The sequence below is a fragment of the Pseudonocardia xinjiangensis genome (genome assembly GCF_050948425.1).
GTDB lineage: Bacteria > Actinomycetota > Actinomycetes > Mycobacteriales > Pseudonocardiaceae > Pseudonocardia > Pseudonocardia xinjiangensis.
On the sequence record NZ_CP192009.1, the window covers coordinates 630,639 to 651,720 of the forward strand.

Here is a 21,082-nt window from a genome sequence, read left to right on the forward strand (position 1 = left end):
TCCATACGGCAGCGTACGGAGCGTCGAGATGGTCGGTACCTCCGGCGCGAGGGCACCCGGCCGTCCGGGCGTGAGGGGTCGCTCGGACGCCGCGGTCCCCCTGCCCGGTGGTTCGTTCACCACACGGCGGAGCGGAGGTGGGGGATGGTCCGCAACGTCCACGAACGACTGGTGCCCGGTCCGCTCTCCGAGGTGGGTCCGCTGCTCGACCGGCTCGGCGGCCCGGATGACGTGCTGTGGCCGTCGCCTGCCTGGACGCCGATGGTGCTGGACGGCCCGCTCGCCGTCGGGACCACGGCCGGTCACGGCCCCGTCCGCTACCGCGTCACCGCGCACGAGCCGGGCAGGCGCCTGGAGTTCACGTTCGACCCGCGGACGGGCGTGCGCGGCACCCACACGTTCACCGCCGAGTCCGCAGGCCCGGACAGCACGGTACTGCGCCACGACATGGTGTTCCGGCTCTTCGGCGCGACTCGGCTGACCTGGCCGCTCGCGGTCCGCTGGATGCACGACAGCGTTCTCGAGGAGCTGCTGGACAACGCCGAGCGCGCGGTCGGCACCCGGCCGGCCCGCCCGGCGCGACGGTCGCCGTGGGTCCGGCTGCTGCAGTCCGTCACGCACGCTGCTCGCTGACGCTGCCCGCCTGCTGTCGCGTTCGTCCAATCCGTCCGGCGTCGCATCCGCGATGATCCATCCATGACGAGCACGACCGGACGGTTCGATCTGACGCGCTGGGACGAGGAGGTCATCGACGAGGCCGAGGGCGCGAAGCTGGTGCGGGTGAGCAACTCGAAGACGTTCGAGGGTGGCATCTCGGCCACGAGCGACGCCGAGCTGCTGCAGGCCCTCGCGCAGGAGGGCTCCGCCGCCTACGTCGGGATCGAGCGGGTGCGCGGCGAGGTCGACGGGAGGAAGGGCACCTTCGTGTTCCGCCACTCCGCGTCGGGGAGCGCGAGCGGCGGCGACTTCCGCGTGGACGTCGTGCCCGACTCCGCCACCGGCGACCTCAGTGGCCTGCGCGGCGAGCTCACGATCGTCAAGTCCCCCGAGGGGGAGCACACCTACACGTTCGACTACGAGCTGTCCTGACGCGCATCAGGCACGCAACGGCGCGGGCTCACCCAGCGCGTCGGCGATCAGCGGCGGGATCTCCTGCTTCCCGGAGCCGTCGGTGGCGACCACGACGTAGACGCTGCGCCCCGAGCAGGTGACCTCGCTGCCGTCGCGGCGCACCTCGAAGTCGAGCGCGAAGCTCGTGCGCCCGATCCGGGCGGTGGAGACCGCCACCTCGATCGCGTCCTGCCAGCCCACCCCCGAGCGCCAGTCGATCTCCGAGCGCACGAGCTGCACGTCGTAGCCCGCGTCCAGCATCGCCCGGTACGGCAGTCCGCGAGCGGAGAGGAAGGCCGTCATGGCGTCGTCGAAGTACGCGAGGTACCAGGAGTTGAAGACCACGCCCTGCGCGTCGACCTCGAGGTAGCGGACGGACACCGGGTGGGTGAAGACGTCGCTCATGCCGCGCTGGTCAGCCCTTGTTCTCGTGTGTCCCGACGATCACGGCGCGGCCGAGGGTGTGGCTGAAAAGGTTGAACCCGAGGAACGCGGGAGTGGCGCCCTCCGGGAGTCCCAGGCTCTCGACGTCGAGGGCGTGCACGGCGATGTAGTAGTGGTGCGGGCCGTGTCCGGGAGGCGGCGCGGCGCCGATGAAGCGCTTCGCCCCGGCGTCGTTCGCGAGCTGGACGGCACCCGCAGGCAGGCCGGAGCCGTCCTCGTCGCCTGCCCCGCGGGGGAGCGAGGTGACCGACGCCGGGATGTCGGCGACGGCCCAGTGCCAGAAGCCGGATGCGGTGGGCGCGTCGGGGTCGTACACGGTGACGGCGAACGAGCGGGTGCCGTCGGGGAACCCGCTCCACTCGAGCTGCGGGGAGACGTCCTCGCCGCCGGCCCCCATGATCCCGCTCAGCTGAGGTGTGGCCAGCGGCTGTCCGTCGGCGACGTCGGTGCTCGTCACCGTGAACGACTCGACGGAAGGCAGCTCGTCGTAGGGGTTGCGGCTCATCGTCCGTCCTTCCGTGAGGGATGGGTCCGAGGGAAGTCGTGCATTCTGCCCGAGTGCGCCCCGCGACTAGCCGATGCGCTCGCGGATGGTCCGGTTGACCGCGCGCCCGAACGCCGTGACGACGCCGCGCATGGTGACGGGCTTGAGCTGCGAGAGGGTGGCGGCCAGCTGCTTGCGCTCCTCCGCGGGCCGTCCGCGGTCGCGGTAGGGCTGCAGCACCTCGTCCTGGAACCACTTCATCAGGTCCTCGGCCAGCGCGGTGGTGTGCTGCTCGATGAGGTCGTGGGCCTGGCGCCACACCTCGGGGGGGAGCGCGGAGTCGAGCACGGCGAGTGCGGTGCTGAGCGTGCTGGTGCCGTGGAGCCGGATCCGGCCGTCGTCGAGCACGGTGACGGCGCCGAGCTCGGCCAGCGTGGCGACGTCGTCGGCGGTGAGGGTGCGACCGGCGCGGCGGTTCAGCTCGGTGCGGTCGATCTCCTCGATCTGCTCGGGCACCCACGGAGTGAGCAGCGCGCGCTGCAGGGCGAGCTCGGCTGCCCCCGCGGTCGACGGCAGCCGCTCCAGGTGGGTCTCGATGGCCGACAGCGTGAAGCCGAGTGCCGAGAGCTCGCTGACCAGCTCCAGCCGGGCCAGGTGGTCCTCCCCGTACAGGCCGGTGCGCCCGCGCAGCTGTGGCGGGGGCAGCAGGCCGCGCCCCGCGTAGAAGCGGATGTTGCGGACGGTGATCCCCGTGCGCTCGGCCAGCTGGTCGATCGTCATGAGGTCGCCCTGATCAGGAGCGGGAGAAGCCGCCATGAACGTCACATTACGTCACGCCTTGACCTATGTGACAGTGTTACTGTAACAAAAGTGGAAATGAGCTCGGCCGTCGATGAGAGGTTCGCATGAGCGAGATCCCCGAGGCGTACATCTATGACGCCGTCCGCACGCCGCGCGGCCGCGGCAAGTCCTCCGGTTCGTTGTACGAGGTCAAACCCATCTCGCTGGTCGTCGGCCTGATCCACGAGCTCAGAGAGCGCTACCCGGACCTGGACCCGGCCACCATCGACGACGTCGTGCTCGGCGTCGTCTCGCCCATCGGCGACCAGGGCGGTGACATCGCCAAGGCCGCCGCGATCACGGCCGGGCTGCCGCACACCGTGGCCGGGGTGCAGCTCAACCGGTTCTGCGCGTCGGGCCTCGAGGCGGTCAACATCGCGGCTCAGAAGGTGCGCTCCGGGATGGAGGAGATGGTCCTCGCCGGCGGCGTGGAGGCCATGTCGCGGGTGCCCATGGGATCCGACGGCGGCGCCTGGGCGATGGACCCCGAGACCAGCTACGACACGGGCTTCGTACCGCAGGGGATCGGCGCCGACCTCATCGCCACGCTCGAGGGCTTCTCCCGCGAGGACGTCGACACGTTCGCCGTCGAGTCGCAGACCCGGGCGGCCAAGGCCTGGGCCAACGGCTACTTCGCCCGTTCCGTCGTGCCGGTGAAGGACCGCAACGGCGTCACGGTGCTGGACCGTGACGAGCACATCCGCGCCGGTGCCAGCCTGGACAGCCTCGCGGGCCTGAAGCCGTCGTTCGCGATGATCGGCGAGGCCGGCGGGTTCGACGCCGTGGCCCTGCAGCGCTACCACTGGGTCGAGAAGATCGACCACGTGCACCACGCCGGCAACTCCTCCGGCATCGTCGACGGCGCCGCGCTGTGCCTCATCGGCACCGAGGCCGCAGGAAAGGCCGCCGGGCTCACCCCGCGCGCCCGCATCGTCTCCACCGCGCTGTCCGGGTCCGACCCCACGATCATGCTCACCGGCCCGGCCCCGGCCAGCCGCAAGGCGCTGGCGAAGGCCGGCCTGACCGTCGACGACATCGACCTCTTCGAGATCAACGAGGCGTTCGCCGCCGTCGCACTGCGGTTCATGCGCGACCTCGGCCTGCCGCACGACAAGGTCAACGTCAACGGCGGTGCCATCGCCATGGGGCACCCGCTGGGTGCCACCGGCGCGATGATCCTCGGCACGCTCGTCGACGAGCTGGAACGGCGCGACCTGCGCTACGGCCTGGCCACCCTGTGTGTCGGCGGCGGCATGGGCATCGCCACTGTCGTCGAGCGCATCTCCTGAGAAAGGGAACCTGCAACCGTGAGTGAGCCACAGGCCGTCCGCTGGGAGCGCGGCGAGGACGGGATCGTCGTCGTCACCCTCGACGACCCCGGTCGTAGCGCCAACACGATGAACGACCGCTACGTCGCCGCGATGGGTGCGTGCGTCGACGCGATCGTCGCCGACAAGGAGAACATCACCGGCGTGATCCTCACGTCGGCGAAGAAGACGTTCTTCGCGGGCGGCGACCTCGACTCGATGAGCAAGGCGACGCAGACCGACGCCGGCGCGGTCATGGAGAACTCCATGACCGTCAAGAAGCAGCTCCGCAGGCTGGAGACCCTCGGTCGCCCGGTGGTCGCGGCGATGAACGGCACCGCGCTCGGCGGCGGCCTGGAGATCGGGCTGGCCTGCCACCACCGCATCGGGCTCGACGCCCCCGGCGTGGTCTACGGCCTCCCCGAGGTGACGCTCGGCCTGCTGCCCGGTGGCGGCGGCGTCGTGCGGATCACCCGGATGCTCGGCATCGCCGACGGCTTCATGAAGGTGCTGGCGCAGGGCCAGCGGCACAAGCCTGCCGCCGCGCTCGAGATCGGCATCATCGACGAGCTCGCGTCGAGTCCCGAGGAGATGCTCGACAAGGCGCGGGCCTGGATCGCCGCCAACCCCGACGCCGCCCAGCCGTGGGACAAGCCGGGCTACAAGGTGCCCGGCGGCACCCCAGCCACGCCGAAGCTGGCCGCGATGCTCCCGGCGTTCCCCGCCAACCTGCGCAAGCAGCTCAAGGGCGCCCCGATGCCGGCCCCGCGCAACATCCTCGCCGCGGCCGTGGAGAGCACCCAGGTCGACGTCGACACCGCGTTCCGCATCGAGGCGCGCTACTTCGTGGAGCTGGTCACGGGCCAGGTCTCGAAGAACATGACCAAGGCGTTCTTCTTCGACCTGCAGGCCATCAACGGCGGGAAGTCGCGTCCGGACGGCCACGACAAGTGGCAGCCGCGGAAGGTCGCCGTGCTCGGCGCCGGGATGATGGGGGCGGGCATCGCCTACTCCTGCGCCCTCTCGGGCTGGGAGGTCGTCCTCAAGGACGTCACGCTGGAGGCGGCGGAGAAGGGCAAGACCTACTCCGAGGGCCTCGTGGCCAAGGGCGTCAAGCGCGGGAAGACCACGCTGGAGAAGGGCGAGGCGCTGCTGTCGCGGATCACCCCGACCGGCGACTACAACGACCTCGCGGGCTGCGACATCGTCATCGAGGCGGTGTTCGAGTCGGTGCAGCTCAAGCAGGAGGTCTTCCGCGAGGCCGCGAAGTACATCGAGCCCGACGCCCTGCTGTGCTCCAACACCTCCACGCTGCCCATCACGGAGCTCGCGGCCGGGGTGGACCGCCCGGGTGACTTCGTCGGGCTGCACTTCTTCTCCCCGGTGGACAAGATGCCGCTCGTGGAGATCATCCGGGGGGAGCGCACCTCCGACGCCACGCTGGCCAAGGCGTTCGACGTGACCATCGGGCTGAAGAAGACCCCGATCGTCGTCAACGACAGCCGGGGCTTCTTCACCAGCCGCGTGATCGGCACCTTCCTCAACGAGGGTGTCGCGATGCTCGCCGAGGGCATCGACCCGCAGACGATCGAGCAGGCGTCGTCGCAGGCGGGGTACCCGGCGCCGGTGCTGCAGCTGATGGACGAGCTGACGCTCACGCTGCCGCGCAAGATCCGTGAGGAGTCGAAGGCGGCCGCGCTGGCCGCAGGCGGCACCTGGGAGCCGCACCCGGCCGATGCGATCATCGACCGCCTCGTGGAGGAGTTCGACCGCAAGGGCAAGAGCTCCGGCGCGGGCTTCTACGAGTACGCCGACGGCAAGCGGGTGCGGCTCTGGCCGGGCCTGCGCACCGAGTTCGGCGCCACGAACCACGAGGTCGACCTGCCCGAGCTGTCCGAGCGGATGCTGTTCGTCGAGGCGATCGAGACGCAGAAGTGCCTCGACGAGGGCGTGCTCACCTCCGTGCCGGACGCGAACATCGGTTCCATCTTCGGGATCGGGTTCCCGGCCTGGACCGGTGGCGTGGTGCAGTACGTCGTGGGTTACCCGGGCGGCACGGCAGGCTTCGTCGCGCGGGCGGACGAGTTCGCGCGCAAGTACGGCGACCGCTTCCAGGTGCCGGAGAGCCTCCGCAAGCGGGCCACCGAGGCCGCGTAACCCCCCCGGTACGCCCCTTCCGTTGCAGCAAAGCCACTTTCATGCCAGCAGGTTGCGTGAAAGTGGCTTTGCTGCAATCAGGGGCGCGTCGCGTCGCGGACCACCGCCGCGAGGGTGCCGGTGCGTTCTCGCACCTCGCGTTGCCGTCTCGCGCCGGTGCCGCGGGCCAGCACCGTGGCGAGCAGGTCGTGCACCGTGTCCAGGTCGCCCGCCTCCTCCAGCGCGGGCCGGACGTGCTCCACGAGCCGCCGGACCACGTCGGTGGCCGGGGCGGGGCGCCAGCCGGGCGGGTCGAGCAGGTCACCGTCCATGCCGGAGCGGCCCGCCTGCCAGGCGGCGAGCCGGAGCACCTCGGTGCGCACCGGGTCGGGCTCGTCGCCCGCCTGCCAGCCGTCCACGGCGGTCTGGACGAGCGCGCGGGTGAGCGCCGCGATCAGCACCGCGTCGTCGGGCTCCCGGCAGACGTCGGCCACGCGCACCTCGACCGTCGGGTGCTGGCGCGACAGCCGGGCGTCGAGGTAGAGCATCCCCTCGTCCAGCACCGTCGCCGTGCCGAGCACGGAGTCCACGAACGTCCGGTAGGCCCCGGCGGAGCCGAACGCCCCGTACGGCCCGGCGGAGGGCCACCGTTGCCAGACCTGGCTGCGGAAGCTGGCGTAGCCGGAGTCCTCGCCCAGCCAGAACGGCGAGTTGGCGCTCAGCGCGATCAGGGGGGCCAGCCAGGGCCTGATCCGGTCCAGGACGGCCACGCCCTCCTCGGCGGAGTCGATCGCCACGTGGACGTGGCAGCCGCAGGTGAGCTCCTCGGACACGGTGCGTCCGAAGCGACGGGCCATCTCCTCGTAGCGGCCCGACGGCGACAAGGTGGGCTCCACGGCCAGCGGGGACGTGGCCAGCGGGGCGAGCGCCACGCCCACATCCGCTGCCGCGCCCGCTGCGGTGGCCCGCGTGGAGCGCAGCTCCGCGCCCAGCTCGTGGAGGGTGTGGCAGGGCTTCGTACCGGTCTCCACCTGCTCCCGGTGCAGCTCGGCGGTCAGGTCGTCGTCCGGGCCGTCGGCCGCGGAGACGGCGAGCACCGCCTGGCCGACCGCTCGCGGCCGACCGGTTGCGGGGTCGACCAGGAGGAACTCCTCCTCGACGCCCACTGTCCGTACCGTCATCCGCAGGAGTATGGCGGGAGTCCGGCGAACCGCGCGGCGGGGCAGTGGCCCGACGTGCCGTTCGGGGCACGCCGGCGGTTGAAACCGGATCTCTTGGGCACAATGGACACGTGGCCGACTGGGTGTTCGCGATCGTCGACCGTCTCGGAGCAGCAGGGGTGGGGCTGCTGATCCTCCTGGAGAACCTGATCCCGCCGATCCCGTCCGAGGTGATCCTGCCGCTCGCCGGGTTCCGGGCGCGCACCGGAACTCTGAACGTCCTCACCGTCTGGCCGGCGGCCACCGCGGGATCCGTGCTGGGCGCGCTGATGCTGTACGGCCTCGGCGCGTGGCTCGGGTACGACCGGCTGCACCGCCTGGCCGCGCGCCGCTGGTTCGTGCTCGCGAGCGAGAAGGACCTCGACCGCGGTCGCGAGCTCTTCGACCGGCACGGCGGCAAGGTGGTGCTGTTCGCCAGGTGCGTCCCGTTCCTGCGCAGCGTCGTGTCGATCCCGGCCGGCATCGCCGGCATGCCGTTGGGCCGGTTCCTGCTGCTCACCACCGTCGGCAGCGGGGTCTGGAACGCCGTGTTCATCGCGCTGGGCTGGGTACTCGGCGAGAACTGGGACAGCGTGGAGGGTTGGCTGGGGCCGATCAGCTACGGGGTCATCGGGTTGGTCGTCGTCGGGTTGATCGTTCTCGTGATCCGCAGGGTTCGTGCGCGCTCTGTTGCCGCCTGACCTCGGCGTTCCACCGTTCGGCCGCTCCGAGGGGTCCGAATGCCGTCGATCTCCGTCCCCGGCTTGCTACGAGGCGTGGTCCTGGGTCAAGCTTCCGCGCCGGTTCAGGACTGAAGATGATGATCGAGGTGGACGTGGCGACGGAGCAGGAGTGGTCCGAGGACCGGATGCGCTTCGCCCGCGATCCGGGATCGGATCGCCCGGCGGAGCTCGCCGAGGCGATCGGTCCGCTCGCCCTCGAGTTCGTGAGCCTCACCGAGAAGCTGGCGAGCGAGACCACGGTGGCGGGCGTGTTGCAGCGGGTCGTGGACGCCACCTGCATCGCGGTGCCGGGGGCCGACCTCGTGAGCGTCACGCTGCGCGCGCCGGGGGGATTCCACACGCCCGTCGAGACCGAACCGCTGGCCACCCGGCTCGACGAGGTGCAGTACCGCCTCGAGGAGGGGCCGTGCGTGGAGGCCACGCGCACGGCGGGACTCGGGGTGACGTTCTGCTCCGACCTGGGGAACTGCCCGGAGTTCCCCCGCTTCGGGCAGGCCGCCGCGGCCATGGGCGTGGGCAGCGTGCTGGCGGTCGGCCTGTTCCCGCACGGCGGTGACGCGCCACGGATGGGAGCGCTCAACATCTACTCGCGAGAGGTCGGCGGCCTCGACACCGTCGACCGCGACATCGCACTCGTGCTGGCGGCGCACGCCTCCACGGCGCTCGCCGCCACCATGGCCTGCACAGCGGCCGAGCTGGAGGCCGCCCAGCTGCGCCAGGCCCTGAACAGCCGGGACGTCATCGGTCAGGCCAAGGGCATCCTGATGGAGCGCCGCAAGATCTCCGCCGACGATGCCTTCGACATGCTGCGCTCCGCCTCCCAGTCGCTCAACCTCAAGCTGACGCGGGTGGCGCAGACGCTGGTCGAGCGGCGCACCGACATCTGACGGCGGGTCCGGCTGCCGGTTACGGCACCATGCTCGGGTGCTCCGGACCCAGGTGATCCGGCTCGCGGGGGTGCGCAAGCGCTACCGCGGCCACGGCGAGGTCCTCGCCGGCGTCGACCTGGACGTCGCTGCCGGCCGTCCTGTCGCCGTGGTCGGCGGAAACGGGGCGGGCAAGTCCACGCTCCTGCGGATAGCGGCCGGGTGCACGGCCCCCACGGCGGGCACGGTGTCGGGGCGGCCGCGGGTGGTCGGGTTCCTGCCCGGCCGCTTCCCGGCGTCGTCGCGGATGCCCGTGCGGGCCTACCTGCGCCACCTGGCCGCGCTGCACGGCGTGCCTCGCGCGGACGCCGGGCGGGACGCCGACGAGCTGCTCGACGCCCTCGGGTTCACCGGCGACGCGAGCGCCCCGGTCGCCCTGCTCTCGACGGGGAACGCGCAGAAGGTGGGCCTCGCCCAGGCGTTGACCTGCCGGGCGGACCTGCTGGTGCTGGACGAGCCGTGGTCGGGCCTGGACGCGACGGCGGCCGCGGCACTGGACCTGCGGCTCGAGGCCGAGTGCGCGCGCGGTGCCGCCATGCTCCTCGCCGACCACAGCGGGCGGGCGGGTGCGCTGCCCGGAGCGACGGTGCTGCGCCTGGCGGACGGGGTGCTGACGCCCGCGGCCATGGACGCCGGCACCGATGCAGCGGACGGGGTGCAGACCGTCGTCGAGCTGCGCTGTCCCGGCGATCCCACCGACGTCCTGCGGGCGCTCCCGCCCGTCGCGGAGTGCTGGACCGTCCGCGGGCAGCTGACGGTGCGGGTTCCGGCCGAGCACGGCGACGCCCTGCTCGCGGCGGCGCTCGCGGCGGGGTGTTCGGTGCTCGCCGTGTGGCGGGAGGAGGTGCGGTGAGCGAGCCTGCGGGTGGCAGCCCTACCCGTGCGCTGGCCGTTGCCCGGTACCTGGCCGACGACGTCGTGCGGTCGCAGCGGTACCTGCTGCCGCTGCTGGTGTACGTGGCTGTCCTGGGGGTGCTGTTCGGTGGCGACCCGGGGGAGCCGCCCGGCGCGTGGCCGGCGTCGGCGCTGGCGCTCTACCCGATGGCGGCGTGGCTCGCGGTGATCGTGGCCAACACGGAGGACCCGGTCCAGCGAACCGTCACCGTCGCCGCGGCCGGCGGTGTCGTCCCGGTGGTCACCGGGACGCTGCTGGTGGGGCTGGCCGGTGACCTCCTGCTCGTCGCCCTGCCGGTGGGCTGGCCCGTCGTGTTCGGCGGGCATCCGTACCCGCCGTCGGTGCTGTGGCTCGGCGGTGTCGCCCATCTCGCCTGCGCCGTCACCGGCACGGCCGTCGGGCTGTTGTGTGCGCGCCCGCTGGTGGAGCGGATCGGCTGGTCCTTCTGTCTCGGGACCGCGATCGTGGTGGTGACGGCCGTGCAGCCGTGGCTACCGCCCGTGGGCGTCGCCGTCGGTGCGCTGGCGGCCCTCGGGCCGCCGCCGTTCGCCGCCGCCGTGCTGAGCCTCGTTCTGGCGCTGGGCGCCGCCGCCGTCGTGCGGACGGTCGAGCGGCGCCGCTGACGGCTGCCGCACTTCTCGCTTGACAGAGCGCCCCGTTGGCTCCATGGTTAACTACATGAGTAATGAACCGACGAACCGCAAGGCTCGGTGGTCGGGGTGAGGGACGACGGGCGCCCCCTGTTCGCGCAGATCGCCGAACAGATCGAGAGCTCGATCGTCGACGGAACTCTGGCCGAGGAGGCTCAGGTGCCCTCGACCAACGAACTGGCGGCCTTCCACCGCATCAACCCGGCCACGGCGGCGAAGGGCGTCAACCAGCTGGTGGCCGACGGGGTGCTCTACAAGAGACGAGGAATCGGGATGTTCGTCGCGACCGGGGCCAGGACACAGCTGCTGGAACGCCGCCGCGAGGACTTCGCGCGGCAGTACCTGGCCCCGCTGCTGGCGGAGGCCCGCAAGCTCGGCATCGACACCGAGCAGATCAAGAAGCTGATCGATGTCTGGGGGGACGAGAGATGAACGTCGTCAGGATGAGTGGGGTGACCAAGCGGTACGGCCAGGTCACCGCCCTCGACGGGGTGAGCATGGAGCTCGCCGAGAACCGGATCCACGGGCTGCTCGGCCGCAACGGGGCCGGCAAGACCACGGTGATGCAGATCCTCACCGGCCAGGCCTTCGAGACCCCCGGAGGGGTGGAGGTGTTCGGGGAGCACCCGTACGAGAACGCGGATGTGCTCGGCCGGATCTGCTTCATCAAGGAGAGCCAGCGCTATCCCGACTTCTTCAAGGTCAAGCACGCTCTGCGCGCGGCCGAGCTGCTCTACCCGAACTGGGACGCCGGGTTCGCCGCGGAGCTGGTTGATGACTTCGGGCTGCCCGTCAACAGGGGCATCAAGAAGCTCTCCCGCGGCATGCTGTCCGCCGTCGGTGTGATCATCGGGCTCGCCTCGCGGGCGCCGCTGACGTTCTTCGACGAGCCCTACCTCGGTCTCGACGCCGTGGCGCGCCAGCTGTTCTACGACCGGCTGCTCGCCGACTACGCCGACCGCCCGCGCACGGTCGTGCTGTCCACCCACCTGATCGACGAGGTCAGTGACCTCATCGAGCACGTCGTCCTGATCGACAAGGGGCGCATCCTCCTCGACGAGGACGCCGACACCCTGCGCACCCGAGCCGTGACCGTCACCGGACCGGTCGCCTCGGTCGAGTCCTTCGTCGCGGGCCGCACCGTGCTGCACCGCGAGCAGCTCGGCGGCTTCCTGCGCGCCACCGTGTCCGGCGTCCCCGACCGGCCCGTCGTCGGCGGCCTGGAGTTCGAACCGGTGTCACTGCAGCAGCTCGTCGTCCGCACCACACAGATGAACGGTCCGCACAACGGCCGGCCGGTCGGGGCCGGCAACGGGGGGAACAGATGAACCGCGTGCTCGACGTCGTCCGGGTCCAGCTGGTGAACTGGCGGGGGATCTTCGCCTGGCCGCTGGGGATCCTCGCCTTCACGCTCGTCCTCAACCTGGTGATCTTCGGTGGGCTCTCGGACGACGTGCCGCCGAACGGCCGGGTCACCGGCAGCCTGGTGTCGATCTACATCGTGATGTTCGTGGCGCACCTGCAGACGATCACGCAGGTGTTCCCGTTCGCACTCGGGCTCAGCGTCACCCGGCGGGCGTTCTACGCCGGGACCACGGTGGTGGTCGTGGCGCAGGGGCTGCTCTTCGGCCTCCTCCTGTTGCTGCTCGAGCTGGTCGAACGCTCGACCGGTGGGTGGGGGATCGGCCTGCGCTACATCGGTCTGCCGTTCCTGGTGCAGGACAACCTGGTGCTGGAGTGGCTGGTGTACGCGGTTCCCTTCCTGGCGTTCTCGGCCATCGGGGTGTGCTTCGGCGTGGTCTTCAAGAGGTGGGGGCAGAGCGGGGTCTACGTCGTCACCATCGGAGCGGCACTGGTCCTGGCGGGCCTCGTACTCCTGGTCAGCCGGCTGGGGTGGTGGCCTGCGGTCGGCAGGTTCTTCACCGACCAGTCGACCTTCGCGCTGCTGGCGGGTTACCCGCTGGTGATCGCCGTCGTACTCGGCGCGGCCGGGTGGCTCGTGATCCGGCGCGCCACGCCGTAACCCGAACCCGGCGGCGCGTCAGGTCTCCTCCTGGACCTCCGACGCCAGCCGCAGGAAGAGCTGTACCAGCGGGTCCGGGGTCTCGGTGCGACGGCGGAGCAGGCCGGTCTCCACGAGCGGGAAGTGCTGGGCGAGCGGGCGTGTCACGGCGTCCGGCCCGCAGATCCGCTCCACCGCGGCGGGGAGCACCGAGACGCCGAGCCCCGCGCCGACGAGCGCCACCGCGGTCTGGACCAGTTCCACCTCCTGCAGCGCGGGTTCGAACCCGGAGAGGCGGCACGCGCCGAGCAGGTGCGCCGCGATCCCACCCCACTCGGACCGGACGGTGCCGAAGTACGTCTCGCCGCTCAGAGCGGTGAGGTCGACCGGGTCGCCGAACGCGTCCGCGCGGTCGCGGGGGAGCACCGCCACCAACGGTTCACGTCGCACCACCTTCACGTCGAGACCCGACCCGACGGTGCTCGTGGTGCCGGCCGGAGGCAGGTGCACCACACCGAGATCGGCGCGGCCCGCCCGCACGTGCTCGGCGACGGCGTCGGTGCGGTCCTCGCGGAAGTACAGCTCCACGTCGGGCCGAGCGGCGTGGAACCGGCGCACCAGCGGCGGCAGCACCGACCAGGCCGTCGTCGCCTCGAACATGAGCGCCAGCCGGCCGCTGCGACCCTGTCCGATCCGCCGCACGGACTCGGCTGCCGTGTCCACGTCGGCCAGCAGGTGCCGGGCGTGCTCCACGAGGTCACGCCCCGCTGCTGTGAGGTCGACCCCGCGGCGGTGGCGTACCAGCAGGGTCACGCCCAGGTCGTGCTCCAGCCGGGCCAGCTGTGCCGACAGCGGAGGCTGGGTGAGGTGCAGCCGGGCGGCGGCAGCGGTGATCGAGCGCTCCTGCGCCACGACGAGGAAGTACCGCAGCTGACGGAGATCCATGGTTCATCGTATGGCTGCCCGTCGAAACCGGTATTGGACGAATGCCAGCCGTGCACGCACTGTGAAGAAGTGATCGAACGGGAGAAGGCCAGGGGACGGATGGACGGCAAGATCGCCTTCATCACCGGAGCCGCCAGGGGCCAGGGCCGGGCTCACGCCATCCGGCTCGCGGGTGAGGGCGCGGAGATCATCGCCACCGACATCGCCGCGCCGGTGGACACGGTGAGATCCCCGGCGGCGACACCCGAGGACCTCGCCGAGACGGTGGAGGCCGTCAAGGCGCTGGACCGTCGCGTCGTGTCCTTCGTCGCCGACGTCCGCGACCAGGACGCACTGAGCACCGGCCTCGACGCCGCGGTGGCCGAGCTCGGTGGGCTCGACGTGGTCGTGGCCAACGCGGGAATCATGAACGCTCTCGCCCCGAGCTGGAAGCTCGACGAGGTCCAGTGGCAGACGATGATCGACGTCAACCTGACCGGCGTCTGGCACACCGTCAAAGCCGCGGTCCCGTATCTGATCGAGCGCGGCCCCGGTGGGTCCGTGATCCTCACCAGCTCCATTGCCGGGCTGCGCGGACTGCCCTACCTCTCGCACTACACCGCCGCCAAGCACGGCCTGGTCGGGCTCGCGACGGCACTCGCCAACGAGCTGGCACCACACCGGATCCGGGTCAACACGGTGCACCCCACCAACGCGCGGACGCCCATGCTCGACAACCCGCTGGCGGCGCGGAACTTCAGGCCCGACCTCGAGAACCCGACGTTCGAGGATGCGGCTCCGGTGCTCGCCGCTACGAACATGTGGGACGTTCCCTACGTCGAGGCCGAGGACGTCGCCAATGCCGTGCTGTTCCTGGCCAGTGCGGAGTCGCGCTACATCACGGGCATCTCGCTTCCCGTGGACCTCGGGATGACCACGAAGTTCAGCGGGGCCTGACCGGGTCGCGGAATTCCTCCTCCGCACTGTCGAACCGGAGCCGACCCGTTCGTACAGAGGGTGGGACGCCGGCACGGGACCGGCGGCGATACCGAGGAGGACTGCCGTGGGCATGCTCACCGTGGTGGAGAACCTGACCCTCGACGGCGTGATGCAGGCGCCGGGCCGGGACGGCGAGGACGTCCGTGGCGGCTTCGCGCACGGCGGCTGGGCCCAGCCGTACAGCGACCCCGTCATGGCGGAGACGATGGGGAAGGGGATGGCCGCGGCGGGCGTGTCCCTGCTGTTCGGGCGGCGGACCTACGAGGACTTCGCCGGCTTCTGGCCCCAGCAGGCCGACAACCCCGTCACCGCGGTGCTCGACGCCCGTCGCAAGTTCGTCGTCTCGACCACGCTCGACGAGCCGCTGCCGTGGCAGAACTCCGTGCTCCTCCCGGGCGAGGCGGCGAAGTCCGTGGCGGTGCTGAAGGAGGAGGTGGCCGACGACCTCGTCGTGCTCGGGAGCGGGGAGCTGTGCCGCACGCTTGCCGAGCACGACCTCGTCGACCGGTACACCCTTCTCGTCCACCCGCTCGTGCTGGGCACCGGCCGCCGGCTCTTCCCGGACGGCGCCGCGTTCGCCAGACTCCGGCTCGTCGAGTGCGTCCCGACCACCACCGGCGTGCTGATCGCCACCTACCGGCCCGCGGACGTCGACAAGTGAGGAGGCGCGCCCGATGAAGCAGTACCTGCTGAGCATCTACCAGCCCGATGGCGACCCGCCCCCGCCCGAGGTGATGGACCCGATCATGCGCAGGCTCGACGCACTGAACGAGGAGATGCGGGCGGCGGGCGCGTGGGTCTTCGCCGCGGGCCTGCACCCGCCGGGCACGGCCACGGTGCTGCACGCCCGCGGGGACGACATGCTCGTCACCGACGGCCCGTTCGCCGAGGGCAAGGAGCATCTGGGCGGCTTCACGGTCATCCGGGCGCCCGACCTCCACGCCGCGCTGGCGTGGGGCCGCAGGCTCGCCGAGGTGATCACGCTTCCGATCGAGGTGCGCCCGCTGTACGGCGAGGGCTGACCGTCCCGTGCCGGTGCTGCCCGTCCGGGAGATCGAGCGCGTGTTCCGTGCGGAGCACGGCCGCGCCGTGGCCGTGCTCGCCCGGGCGTTCGGCGACCTCGACATCGCCGAGGAGGCGGTCCAGGACGCGTTCACCGCTGCCGTGCAGCGCTGGCCCGCCACCGGACTCCCGCCGAGCCCGGCCGGATGGATCATCACTACCGCCCGCAACCGTGCGATCGACCATCTCCGCCGCGAGTCCTCCCGGGACGACCGGCACGCCGCGGCCGCCCTGCTGCATGCCCGTGATGCCGACCAGGACGAACCCGTGCAGGAGGGTGGCGTGCCCGACGACCGGCTCCGCCTGGTCTTCACCTGCTGCCACCCCGCCCTGGCCACCGCGGCGCAGGTGGCGCTCACGCTCCGGCTGCTCGGCGGTCTCACCACCGCCGAGATCGCGCGCGTGTTCCTGGTGCCCGAACCAACCATGGCCCAGCGGCTCGTGCGCGCGAAGGGCAAGATCCGGGACGCGCGGATTCCCTACCGGGTGCCGGACGTCGCCGAGCTTCCCACCCGCCTGCGTGCCGTGCTCGCCGTCGTCTACCTGATCTTCAACGAGGGCTACACGGCGAGCTCGGGCGAGCGCCTCGTCCGCGAGGACCTGTGTGCCGAGGCCGTCCGGCTCGGCCGCCTGCTCGCCGAGCTGATGCCGGACGAGCCGGAGGTGATCGGGCTGCTGGCGCTGATGCTGCTCGTCGACTCCCGCCGGGCGGCGCGGACCACCGCGGACGGCGACCTCGTGCTGCTGGCCGACCAGGACCGCGGCCGCTGGGACCACGACCTCGTCGGCGAGGGGCAGGCCCTCGTCCGGTGCTGCCTGCGTCGCAACCGGCCCGGTCCCTACCAGATCCAGGCGGCGATCAACGCCGTGCACAGCGACGCGCCCACCGCGGCGGCCACCGACTGGGGGCAGATCGTGGCGCTGTACGACCAGCTCGTGGCGCTCGCACCAGGCCCGGTCGTGCGGCTGCACCGGGCCGTCGCCGTGGCCGAGGTATGGGGACCGGGGCAGGCGCTCACGCTCGTCGACGCTCTCGACCTGCGCGGCCACCACCTGTTCCACGCCGTGCGCGCCGACCTGCTGCGGCGGCTCGGACGCGGTCCGGAGGCGGCGGAGGCCTACGAGACCGCGATCACGCTCGCCGGCAACGCTGCGGAGCGCGCGTTCCTGCGCCGCGCGCGTCAGCTCCTCGACGTCTGACGGGGGGACCGCTCACTTGCACTTCTTGTCGACCGCCACCAGCTGGCCCGACGGCTGGAAGCCCTGCACCTTGTTGTTCTCGATGCGGTTGCCACAGCCCGAGGTCTCCGGCTCGGTGATCACGTGGGTCTCGATGATGTTCTTCAGGGCCGGGGCGTTGCCGGTGGTGATGTTGCCGATGACGGTGCCGCCGTAGCCCTTGAAGTCGACCACGGAGTCGGCGAAGTTCTCGCCGCTGACGGCCGAGCCGTCGAACCGGTTGCCGGCGATCAGGGTGCCGCCGGTCTCCTCCTTGACGTCGACGTTCTCCGCGGTGATCTTCTCGAAGGTGTTGCCCACGACCCGGTTGTTCATCGACAGGTCGGGGCGGCCGTCGCTGTACTTCTTCCAGTTGCTCTTCGCGCTGCCGACGTAGACGCCCTCGCCGTACTGGGGCTGCTTGAGGCCGGTGTTGCGGATCGTCGAGCGCTGGATGGTGTTCTTGCTGGACCCGCTGCGGAAGTGCACGGCCTCGTCGCCGGTGTCGCTCACGGTCAGTGAGTCGAGCAGGAGGCCGGTGCTGCCGTCGGTCATCACGCCCTTGCCGCCGCCGGAGACCGAGAACCCGACGAGCTGCCAGTGGCTCGCCCCGTCGAGGTGCAGGGTGTAGTCCTTGCCGCTCCCCTTGATCACGGCCCCGGCGGGACCGCTGAGGGTGATGGGGGCGGCAGCGGTGCCGGACCGGGTGATGACGACGGGGTCGTAGGTGCCTGCCGCCATCCTGATGGTGTCGCCCGGCCGCGCTGCGGCCAGGGCTTTCTCCAGCTGTGAGGTGGTGCTGACCTGGACGGTGGCGCCGCGGCCGCGGACCACCGCGAGCAGGTCGCCCGCTGCTGCGAGGGTGCTGTTCGGCTTCGCCGCCTCGTCCTTCGCGTCGGCCTCGCTGTCCTTCTGCGGGGCCTGCTCGGGCGGTGCCTCCTCCTGCGCGGAGGACTCCTCCCCGTCGGAGGGGCGGGAGGCCTGCCGGTGCGCGGAGTCGACCGTGTCCTTGCGGGGGTCGCCCGCGGGCACGACCGGGTCGGTGTGGGTGGCCTCAGAGGCGTCGCCGCCGAGGGTCGGCACCGCCCACAGGACCACCGCCACGACGAGGAGTACCCATCGTTGAACCTGCATCCGCATGACCTCCGCCTGGCGGATCGATGTCGGGGGCGATCAGCGCCTGGAGTGGAGAGGCTAGGGGGCGGGGCTTGCGGCGCGTGGCGTTTTGGATCATTTCGCCGGTAACCAGTCGGTGCTGGTCGCTGATCGGTCACCGCCCCGGTCGACCTGGGCGAGCAGCCGCGACATTACGCCGTTGAACGCAACGGGTTGCTCCAAATTGGGGAGATGTGCTGCGTCCTCGACGATCGCCAGTTCGGCATCGGGCACGAGGTCGGCGATCGTCCGGGCGTCGGACACCGGTGTGAGGTCGTCCTCCGCCCCGACCACCACCACGGTCGGCACGGCCACGGACCGGAGACGCGGGAGATGGTCGGGGCGCTCGGCGCGGGCGCGCTGGGCCGCGGCCGCCCCGGCGGGGTCGGTGCCCCGCATCATGGCGAGCACGTGGTCGGCGACGGCGGCGGGAGCCCGCGTCGTCACCATCCGGTAGAGCATCTCCACGGCGTAGGGGTCCATGCCCTCGGCGAGCAGCCGGTCGGCCATGGCGAGGCGGGCGGCGCGAGCGGGCTCGGCCGCCGCCGTGGTGTCGGCCAGCAGGAGCCCGGCCACGCGGGAGGGGTGGCGCCGCTGCAGCTCCAGCGCGATCTGGCCGCCCATCGACAGCCCGGCCACGACGGCGCGCGGTATCCGCAGGCCGTCGAGCAGGCCGTCGAGGTCGTCGGCGAAGGCCGCCCAGTCCGGGACGGCTCCTGGGCTGGCGCCGTAGCCGCGCAGGTCGGGGACGATCACCCGGCGCTCGGCGGAGAAGTGCTGCAGCTGCGGGTGCCACATCGACCGGTCGAACGGGTGCCCGTGCACGAGGAGCAGCGGCACGCCCCGGTCGGGACCGACGTCGTCGTAGGCGAGGGTGGCCGTGTCGAGGGTGATGGTGCGCATCGGGCCTCCAGTCGTTGACGAACGCAGTCTGCCCGGTGCAATATCTCGGTGCAATGATGACAATGATCTCGGTGCAATGATGGACGACTATCGCGGGCTGGCTGACGCCCTCGCCGACGACATCGCGCTGGGCAAGCTCCGCGCCGGCGACCGGCTGCCCACCCAGCGCGTGTTCGCCCGCGACAAGGGCATCGCCGTGTCCACCGCGATCCGCGTGTACTCCGAACTGCTGCGCCGCGGGCTGGTGACGGGGGAGGTCGGCCGGGGCACCTTCGTGCGCGCCGCCCCTCCCGTCCCCGGGCCTGCCCTGACCGAGCCCGCCGGGGCGCGCGTCGACCTGGAGCTGAACTTCCCGGTGCTCCCCGGGCAGGCCGCGCTGCTCGCGCCAGCGCTGGAGGGGCTGCTGCGGCCCGACGCGCTCGCCGGTGGCCTCGCCGCCGCCACGACGACCGGCACCCCCGAGGCCCGCTCCGCCGCCACCGCTGTCCTGACCCGGCAGGGGTGGACACCGGCCCCCGAGCAGGTGCTGTTCGCCGGCAACGGCAGGCAGGCGATCGCCGCGGCCGTGAGCGCGCTGGTGCCGGTCGGCGGCAGGCTCGGCGTCGAGGCGCTGACCTATCCGGTGGTGCGGGCGATCGCGGGCCGGCTGGGGGTGGAGCTGGTTCCGCTCGCCATGGACGCGGACGGCCTGCTCCCCGACGCCCTGCGCGGCGCGGGGCGCCTCGACGCCGTCTATCTGCAGCCCACGCTGCACAACCCGCTCGGCACGACGATGCCGCCCGCCCGCCGCGCGGCGCTCGCCGGCGTGCTCGCCGAGCGCGACCTGCCGGCGGTGGAGGACACGATCTACGCGTTCCTCCGGGACGGGCCGGCACCGCTGGCGGCGGTGGCGCCGGAGCGGACCGTCCTCGTGGACAGTCTGTCGAAGCGCGTCGCCCCGGGTCTCACGCTCGGCTTCGTGGTCCCGCCCGCCGCGCTGCGGGAGCGCGTCGCCGCGGCGCTGCGTTCGGGTGGGTGGATGGCCCAGGCGTTCACGCTGGAGGCGACCACGCGGTGGATGGCCGGTGGGGTGGTCGCCGAGATCGAGAGGGCCAAGCGCACCGACGCGGCGGCTCGCCAGGCCCTGGTCGCCGAGCATCTCGGTGGGTTCGCCGTCCGCACCGACCCGGCGTCCTACCACTGCTGGTGGGAGCTCCCGGCGCCGTGGCGGGCCGAGACGTTCGTGGCCACCGCCGCCCGCCGCGGTATCGCCGTCACCCCTGCGGCGGCCTTCGCGGTGGGAACGGGCCACGCCCCGAACGCCGTACGGCTCGCGCTCGCGGCTCCACCGGTGCCGGCGCTGGGTGCCGCGCTGGCCGTCCTCGCCGCGCTGGCCAGGGGAGCGCCCGGAGACGACGGGGTGGAGTGAGCGGGCGGATCTAGGGTGGGCCCGTGCCCACCGTGCGCCCCTACCGGCCCGACGACCGCGCCGCGCTGGCCGACATCTGCGTCCGCACGGGGGACGCCGGCGAGGACTCCCGCGGGGTGTATCCCGACCTCGACCTGCTGCCGAACATCTTCGTGCTGCCCTACGTCGAGTTCGAGCCCGCACTGGCGTTCGTCGTCGACGACGACGGCCGGGCCGTCGGTTACGTCGTGGGCACCTCCGACACGCCCACGTTCGTCGAGTGGTTCCGGCGGGAATGGCTGCCCACGCTGACCGAGCGCTACCCGCAGCCCACCGGCCGTCCGAGCACGCCGACCGCCTGGATGGTCGGCCTGCTGCACCACCCGGAACGGATGCTCGTGCCCGAGGTGGCGGCCTACCCGGCCCACCTGCACATCGACCTGCTGCCGACGCACCAGCGGGCGGGCCACGGCCGCGCCCTGATGACCACGTTCCTGGACGCACTGGGCGATGCGGGGGTGGCGGCGGTGCACCTGGCCATGGCCACCGCCAACACCCGCGCACGGGCCTTCTACGGCCGGATGGGGTTCCACGAGGTCCCGGTGCCCGCCGCGCCCGGCGTCACCTACCTGGGGCGATCCACCCAGGATGTTCAGCCGGGCCGAGCCGAGGGAATGCCGGACCTCAGACCCTGACGG

Annotated in this window: 24 protein-coding genes; 17 read left to right on the forward strand and 7 right to left on the reverse strand. The window is 72.0% G+C overall.

Annotation, left to right across the window (positions count from 1 at the left end; all coding sequences use genetic code 11):
- Nucleotides 1–144 precede the first annotated feature (144 nt).
- Together ACQPZA_RS03075 and ACQPZA_RS03080 are read left to right on the forward strand one after the other, a co-directional pair.
- Complete coding sequence (locus ACQPZA_RS03075) at nt 145–633, forward strand: SRPBCC family protein (protein ID WP_433278174.1); 489 nt, start codon at nt 145–147, stop codon at nt 631–633.
- 63 nt (nt 634–696) lie between these two features.
- The gene (locus tag ACQPZA_RS03080; protein WP_433278176.1) at nt 697–1,089 is read left to right on the forward strand and encodes a DUF3224 domain-containing protein; all 393 of its coding nucleotides are present in this window, start codon (nt 697–699) and stop codon (nt 1,087–1,089) included.
- Nucleotides 1,090–1,095: 6 nt separating this feature from the next.
- On the opposite strand, the gene ACQPZA_RS03085 is transcribed toward ACQPZA_RS03080, so the two are convergent.
- From ACQPZA_RS03085 to ACQPZA_RS03095, 3 genes are all read right to left on the reverse strand, one after another.
- Nucleotides 1,096–1,515: an acyl-CoA thioesterase gene (locus ACQPZA_RS03085; protein ID WP_433278178.1), complete on the reverse strand. Its 420-nt coding sequence runs from the start codon at nt 1,513–1,515 to the stop codon at nt 1,096–1,098.
- A 10-nt stretch (nt 1,516–1,525) separates the two neighbouring features.
- On the reverse strand, nt 1,526–2,059 hold the full coding sequence (locus tag ACQPZA_RS03090; RefSeq protein ID WP_433278180.1) for a YbhB/YbcL family Raf kinase inhibitor-like protein: 534 nt from the start codon (nt 2,057–2,059) through the stop codon (nt 1,526–1,528).
- Between the two features lie 66 nt (nt 2,060–2,125).
- Complete coding sequence (locus ACQPZA_RS03095) at nt 2,126–2,854, reverse strand: MerR family transcriptional regulator (RefSeq protein ID WP_433278182.1); 729 nt, start codon at nt 2,852–2,854, stop codon at nt 2,126–2,128.
- Between the two features lie 89 nt (nt 2,855–2,943).
- Here ACQPZA_RS03095 and ACQPZA_RS03100 point away from each other — a divergent pair, with 89 nt between their 5' ends.
- Together ACQPZA_RS03100 and ACQPZA_RS03105 are read left to right on the forward strand one after the other, a co-directional pair.
- The gene (locus tag ACQPZA_RS03100) at nt 2,944–4,167 is read left to right on the forward strand and encodes an acetyl-CoA C-acetyltransferase (protein ID WP_433278184.1); all 1,224 of its coding nucleotides are present in this window, start codon (nt 2,944–2,946) and stop codon (nt 4,165–4,167) included.
- 18 nt (nt 4,168–4,185) lie between these two features.
- Nucleotides 4,186–6,342, forward strand: a complete 2,157-nt coding sequence (locus ACQPZA_RS03105; protein WP_433278185.1) for a 3-hydroxyacyl-CoA dehydrogenase NAD-binding domain-containing protein — start codon at nt 4,186–4,188, stop codon at nt 6,340–6,342.
- 77 nt (nt 6,343–6,419) lie between these two features.
- Here ACQPZA_RS03105 and ACQPZA_RS03110 read toward each other — a convergent pair whose 3' ends face one another.
- Entirely contained in the window at nt 6,420–7,502 is a 1,083-nt protein-coding gene (locus ACQPZA_RS03110) for a glutamate--cysteine ligase (protein ID WP_433278187.1), read from the reverse strand.
- A gap of 110 nt (nt 7,503–7,612) precedes the next feature.
- Between ACQPZA_RS03110 and ACQPZA_RS03115 the strand changes: the two genes are divergently transcribed.
- From ACQPZA_RS03115 to ACQPZA_RS03145, 7 genes are all read left to right on the forward strand, one after another.
- A complete protein-coding gene (locus tag ACQPZA_RS03115; RefSeq protein WP_433278189.1) occupies nt 7,613–8,221 on the forward strand; it encodes a DedA family protein in 609 nt (202 codons plus the stop codon).
- A gap of 116 nt (nt 8,222–8,337) precedes the next feature.
- Entirely contained in the window at nt 8,338–9,150 is an 813-nt protein-coding gene (locus tag ACQPZA_RS03120; RefSeq protein ID WP_433278191.1) for an ANTAR domain-containing protein, read from the forward strand.
- 37 nt (nt 9,151–9,187) lie between these two features.
- Nucleotides 9,188–10,042, forward strand: coding sequence for an ATP-binding cassette domain-containing protein (locus ACQPZA_RS03125; protein WP_433278192.1), 855 nt, complete (start codon nt 9,188–9,190; stop codon nt 10,040–10,042).
- Nucleotides 10,039–10,707 (forward strand): hypothetical protein, encoded by a 669-nt coding sequence (locus tag ACQPZA_RS03130; protein ID WP_433278195.1) that lies wholly within the window; start codon nt 10,039–10,041, stop codon nt 10,705–10,707. The genes ACQPZA_RS03125 and ACQPZA_RS03130 overlap by 4 nt, the downstream gene beginning before the upstream one ends.
- Nucleotides 10,708–10,803: 96 nt before the next feature.
- Nucleotides 10,804–11,166 (forward strand): GntR family transcriptional regulator, encoded by a 363-nt coding sequence (locus ACQPZA_RS03135; protein ID WP_433278197.1) that lies wholly within the window; start codon nt 10,804–10,806, stop codon nt 11,164–11,166.
- The gene (locus tag ACQPZA_RS03140) at nt 11,163–12,062 is read left to right on the forward strand and encodes an ABC transporter ATP-binding protein (protein ID WP_433278199.1); all 900 of its coding nucleotides are present in this window, start codon (nt 11,163–11,165) and stop codon (nt 12,060–12,062) included. Before ACQPZA_RS03135 ends, ACQPZA_RS03140 begins: the two co-directional genes overlap by 4 nt.
- Nucleotides 12,059–12,757: a hypothetical protein gene (locus ACQPZA_RS03145; RefSeq protein WP_433278201.1), complete on the forward strand. Its 699-nt coding sequence runs from the start codon at nt 12,059–12,061 to the stop codon at nt 12,755–12,757. Before ACQPZA_RS03140 ends, ACQPZA_RS03145 begins: the two co-directional genes overlap by 4 nt.
- 18 nt (nt 12,758–12,775) lie before the next feature.
- Here ACQPZA_RS03145 and ACQPZA_RS03150 read toward each other — a convergent pair whose 3' ends face one another.
- Entirely contained in the window at nt 12,776–13,681 is a 906-nt protein-coding gene (locus tag ACQPZA_RS03150; protein WP_433278203.1) for a LysR family transcriptional regulator, read from the reverse strand.
- 69 nt (nt 13,682–13,750) lie between these two features.
- On the opposite strand from ACQPZA_RS03150, the gene ACQPZA_RS03155 reads away from it, so the two are divergent.
- The 4 genes from ACQPZA_RS03155 (at nt 13,751) to ACQPZA_RS03170 (ending at nt 16,921) form a co-directional block, all read left to right on the forward strand.
- On the forward strand, nt 13,751–14,617 hold the full coding sequence (locus ACQPZA_RS03155; protein ID WP_433278205.1) for a mycofactocin-coupled SDR family oxidoreductase: 867 nt from the start codon (nt 13,751–13,753) through the stop codon (nt 14,615–14,617).
- 112 nt (nt 14,618–14,729) lie between these two features.
- Nucleotides 14,730–15,320 (forward strand): dihydrofolate reductase family protein, encoded by a 591-nt coding sequence (locus tag ACQPZA_RS03160; RefSeq protein WP_433282657.1) that lies wholly within the window; start codon nt 14,730–14,732, stop codon nt 15,318–15,320.
- A gap of 13 nt (nt 15,321–15,333) precedes the next feature.
- Nucleotides 15,334–15,681: a YciI family protein gene (locus tag ACQPZA_RS03165; RefSeq protein WP_433278206.1), complete on the forward strand. Its 348-nt coding sequence runs from the start codon at nt 15,334–15,336 to the stop codon at nt 15,679–15,681.
- A 7-nt stretch (nt 15,682–15,688) separates the two neighbouring features.
- Nucleotides 15,689–16,921 carry an RNA polymerase sigma factor gene (locus ACQPZA_RS03170; RefSeq protein WP_433278208.1) on the forward strand — a complete coding sequence of 411 codons (1,233 nt, stop codon included), beginning with the start codon at nt 15,689–15,691 and terminating at the stop codon, nt 16,919–16,921.
- Between the two features lie 12 nt (nt 16,922–16,933).
- Here the strand turns inward: ACQPZA_RS03170 and ACQPZA_RS03175 are convergent, their stop codons facing one another.
- Nucleotides 16,934–18,073: a right-handed parallel beta-helix repeat-containing protein gene (locus tag ACQPZA_RS03175; RefSeq protein WP_433278210.1), complete on the reverse strand. Its 1,140-nt coding sequence runs from the start codon at nt 18,071–18,073 to the stop codon at nt 16,934–16,936.
- A gap of 96 nt (nt 18,074–18,169) precedes the next feature.
- Entirely contained in the window at nt 18,170–18,997 is an 828-nt protein-coding gene (locus ACQPZA_RS03180; protein WP_433278212.1) for an alpha/beta fold hydrolase, read from the reverse strand.
- Nucleotides 18,998–19,076: 79 nt separating this feature from the next.
- Between ACQPZA_RS03180 and ACQPZA_RS03185 the strand changes: the two genes are divergently transcribed.
- Both ACQPZA_RS03185 and ACQPZA_RS03190 read left to right on the forward strand, forming a co-directional pair.
- Complete coding sequence (locus ACQPZA_RS03185; protein ID WP_433282659.1) at nt 19,077–20,405, forward strand: PLP-dependent aminotransferase family protein; 1,329 nt, start codon at nt 19,077–19,079, stop codon at nt 20,403–20,405.
- A 23-nt stretch (nt 20,406–20,428) separates the two neighbouring features.
- On the forward strand, nt 20,429–21,079 hold the full coding sequence (locus tag ACQPZA_RS03190) for a GNAT family N-acetyltransferase (protein WP_433278215.1): 651 nt from the start codon (nt 20,429–20,431) through the stop codon (nt 21,077–21,079).
- Nucleotides 21,080–21,082 lie beyond the last annotated feature (3 nt).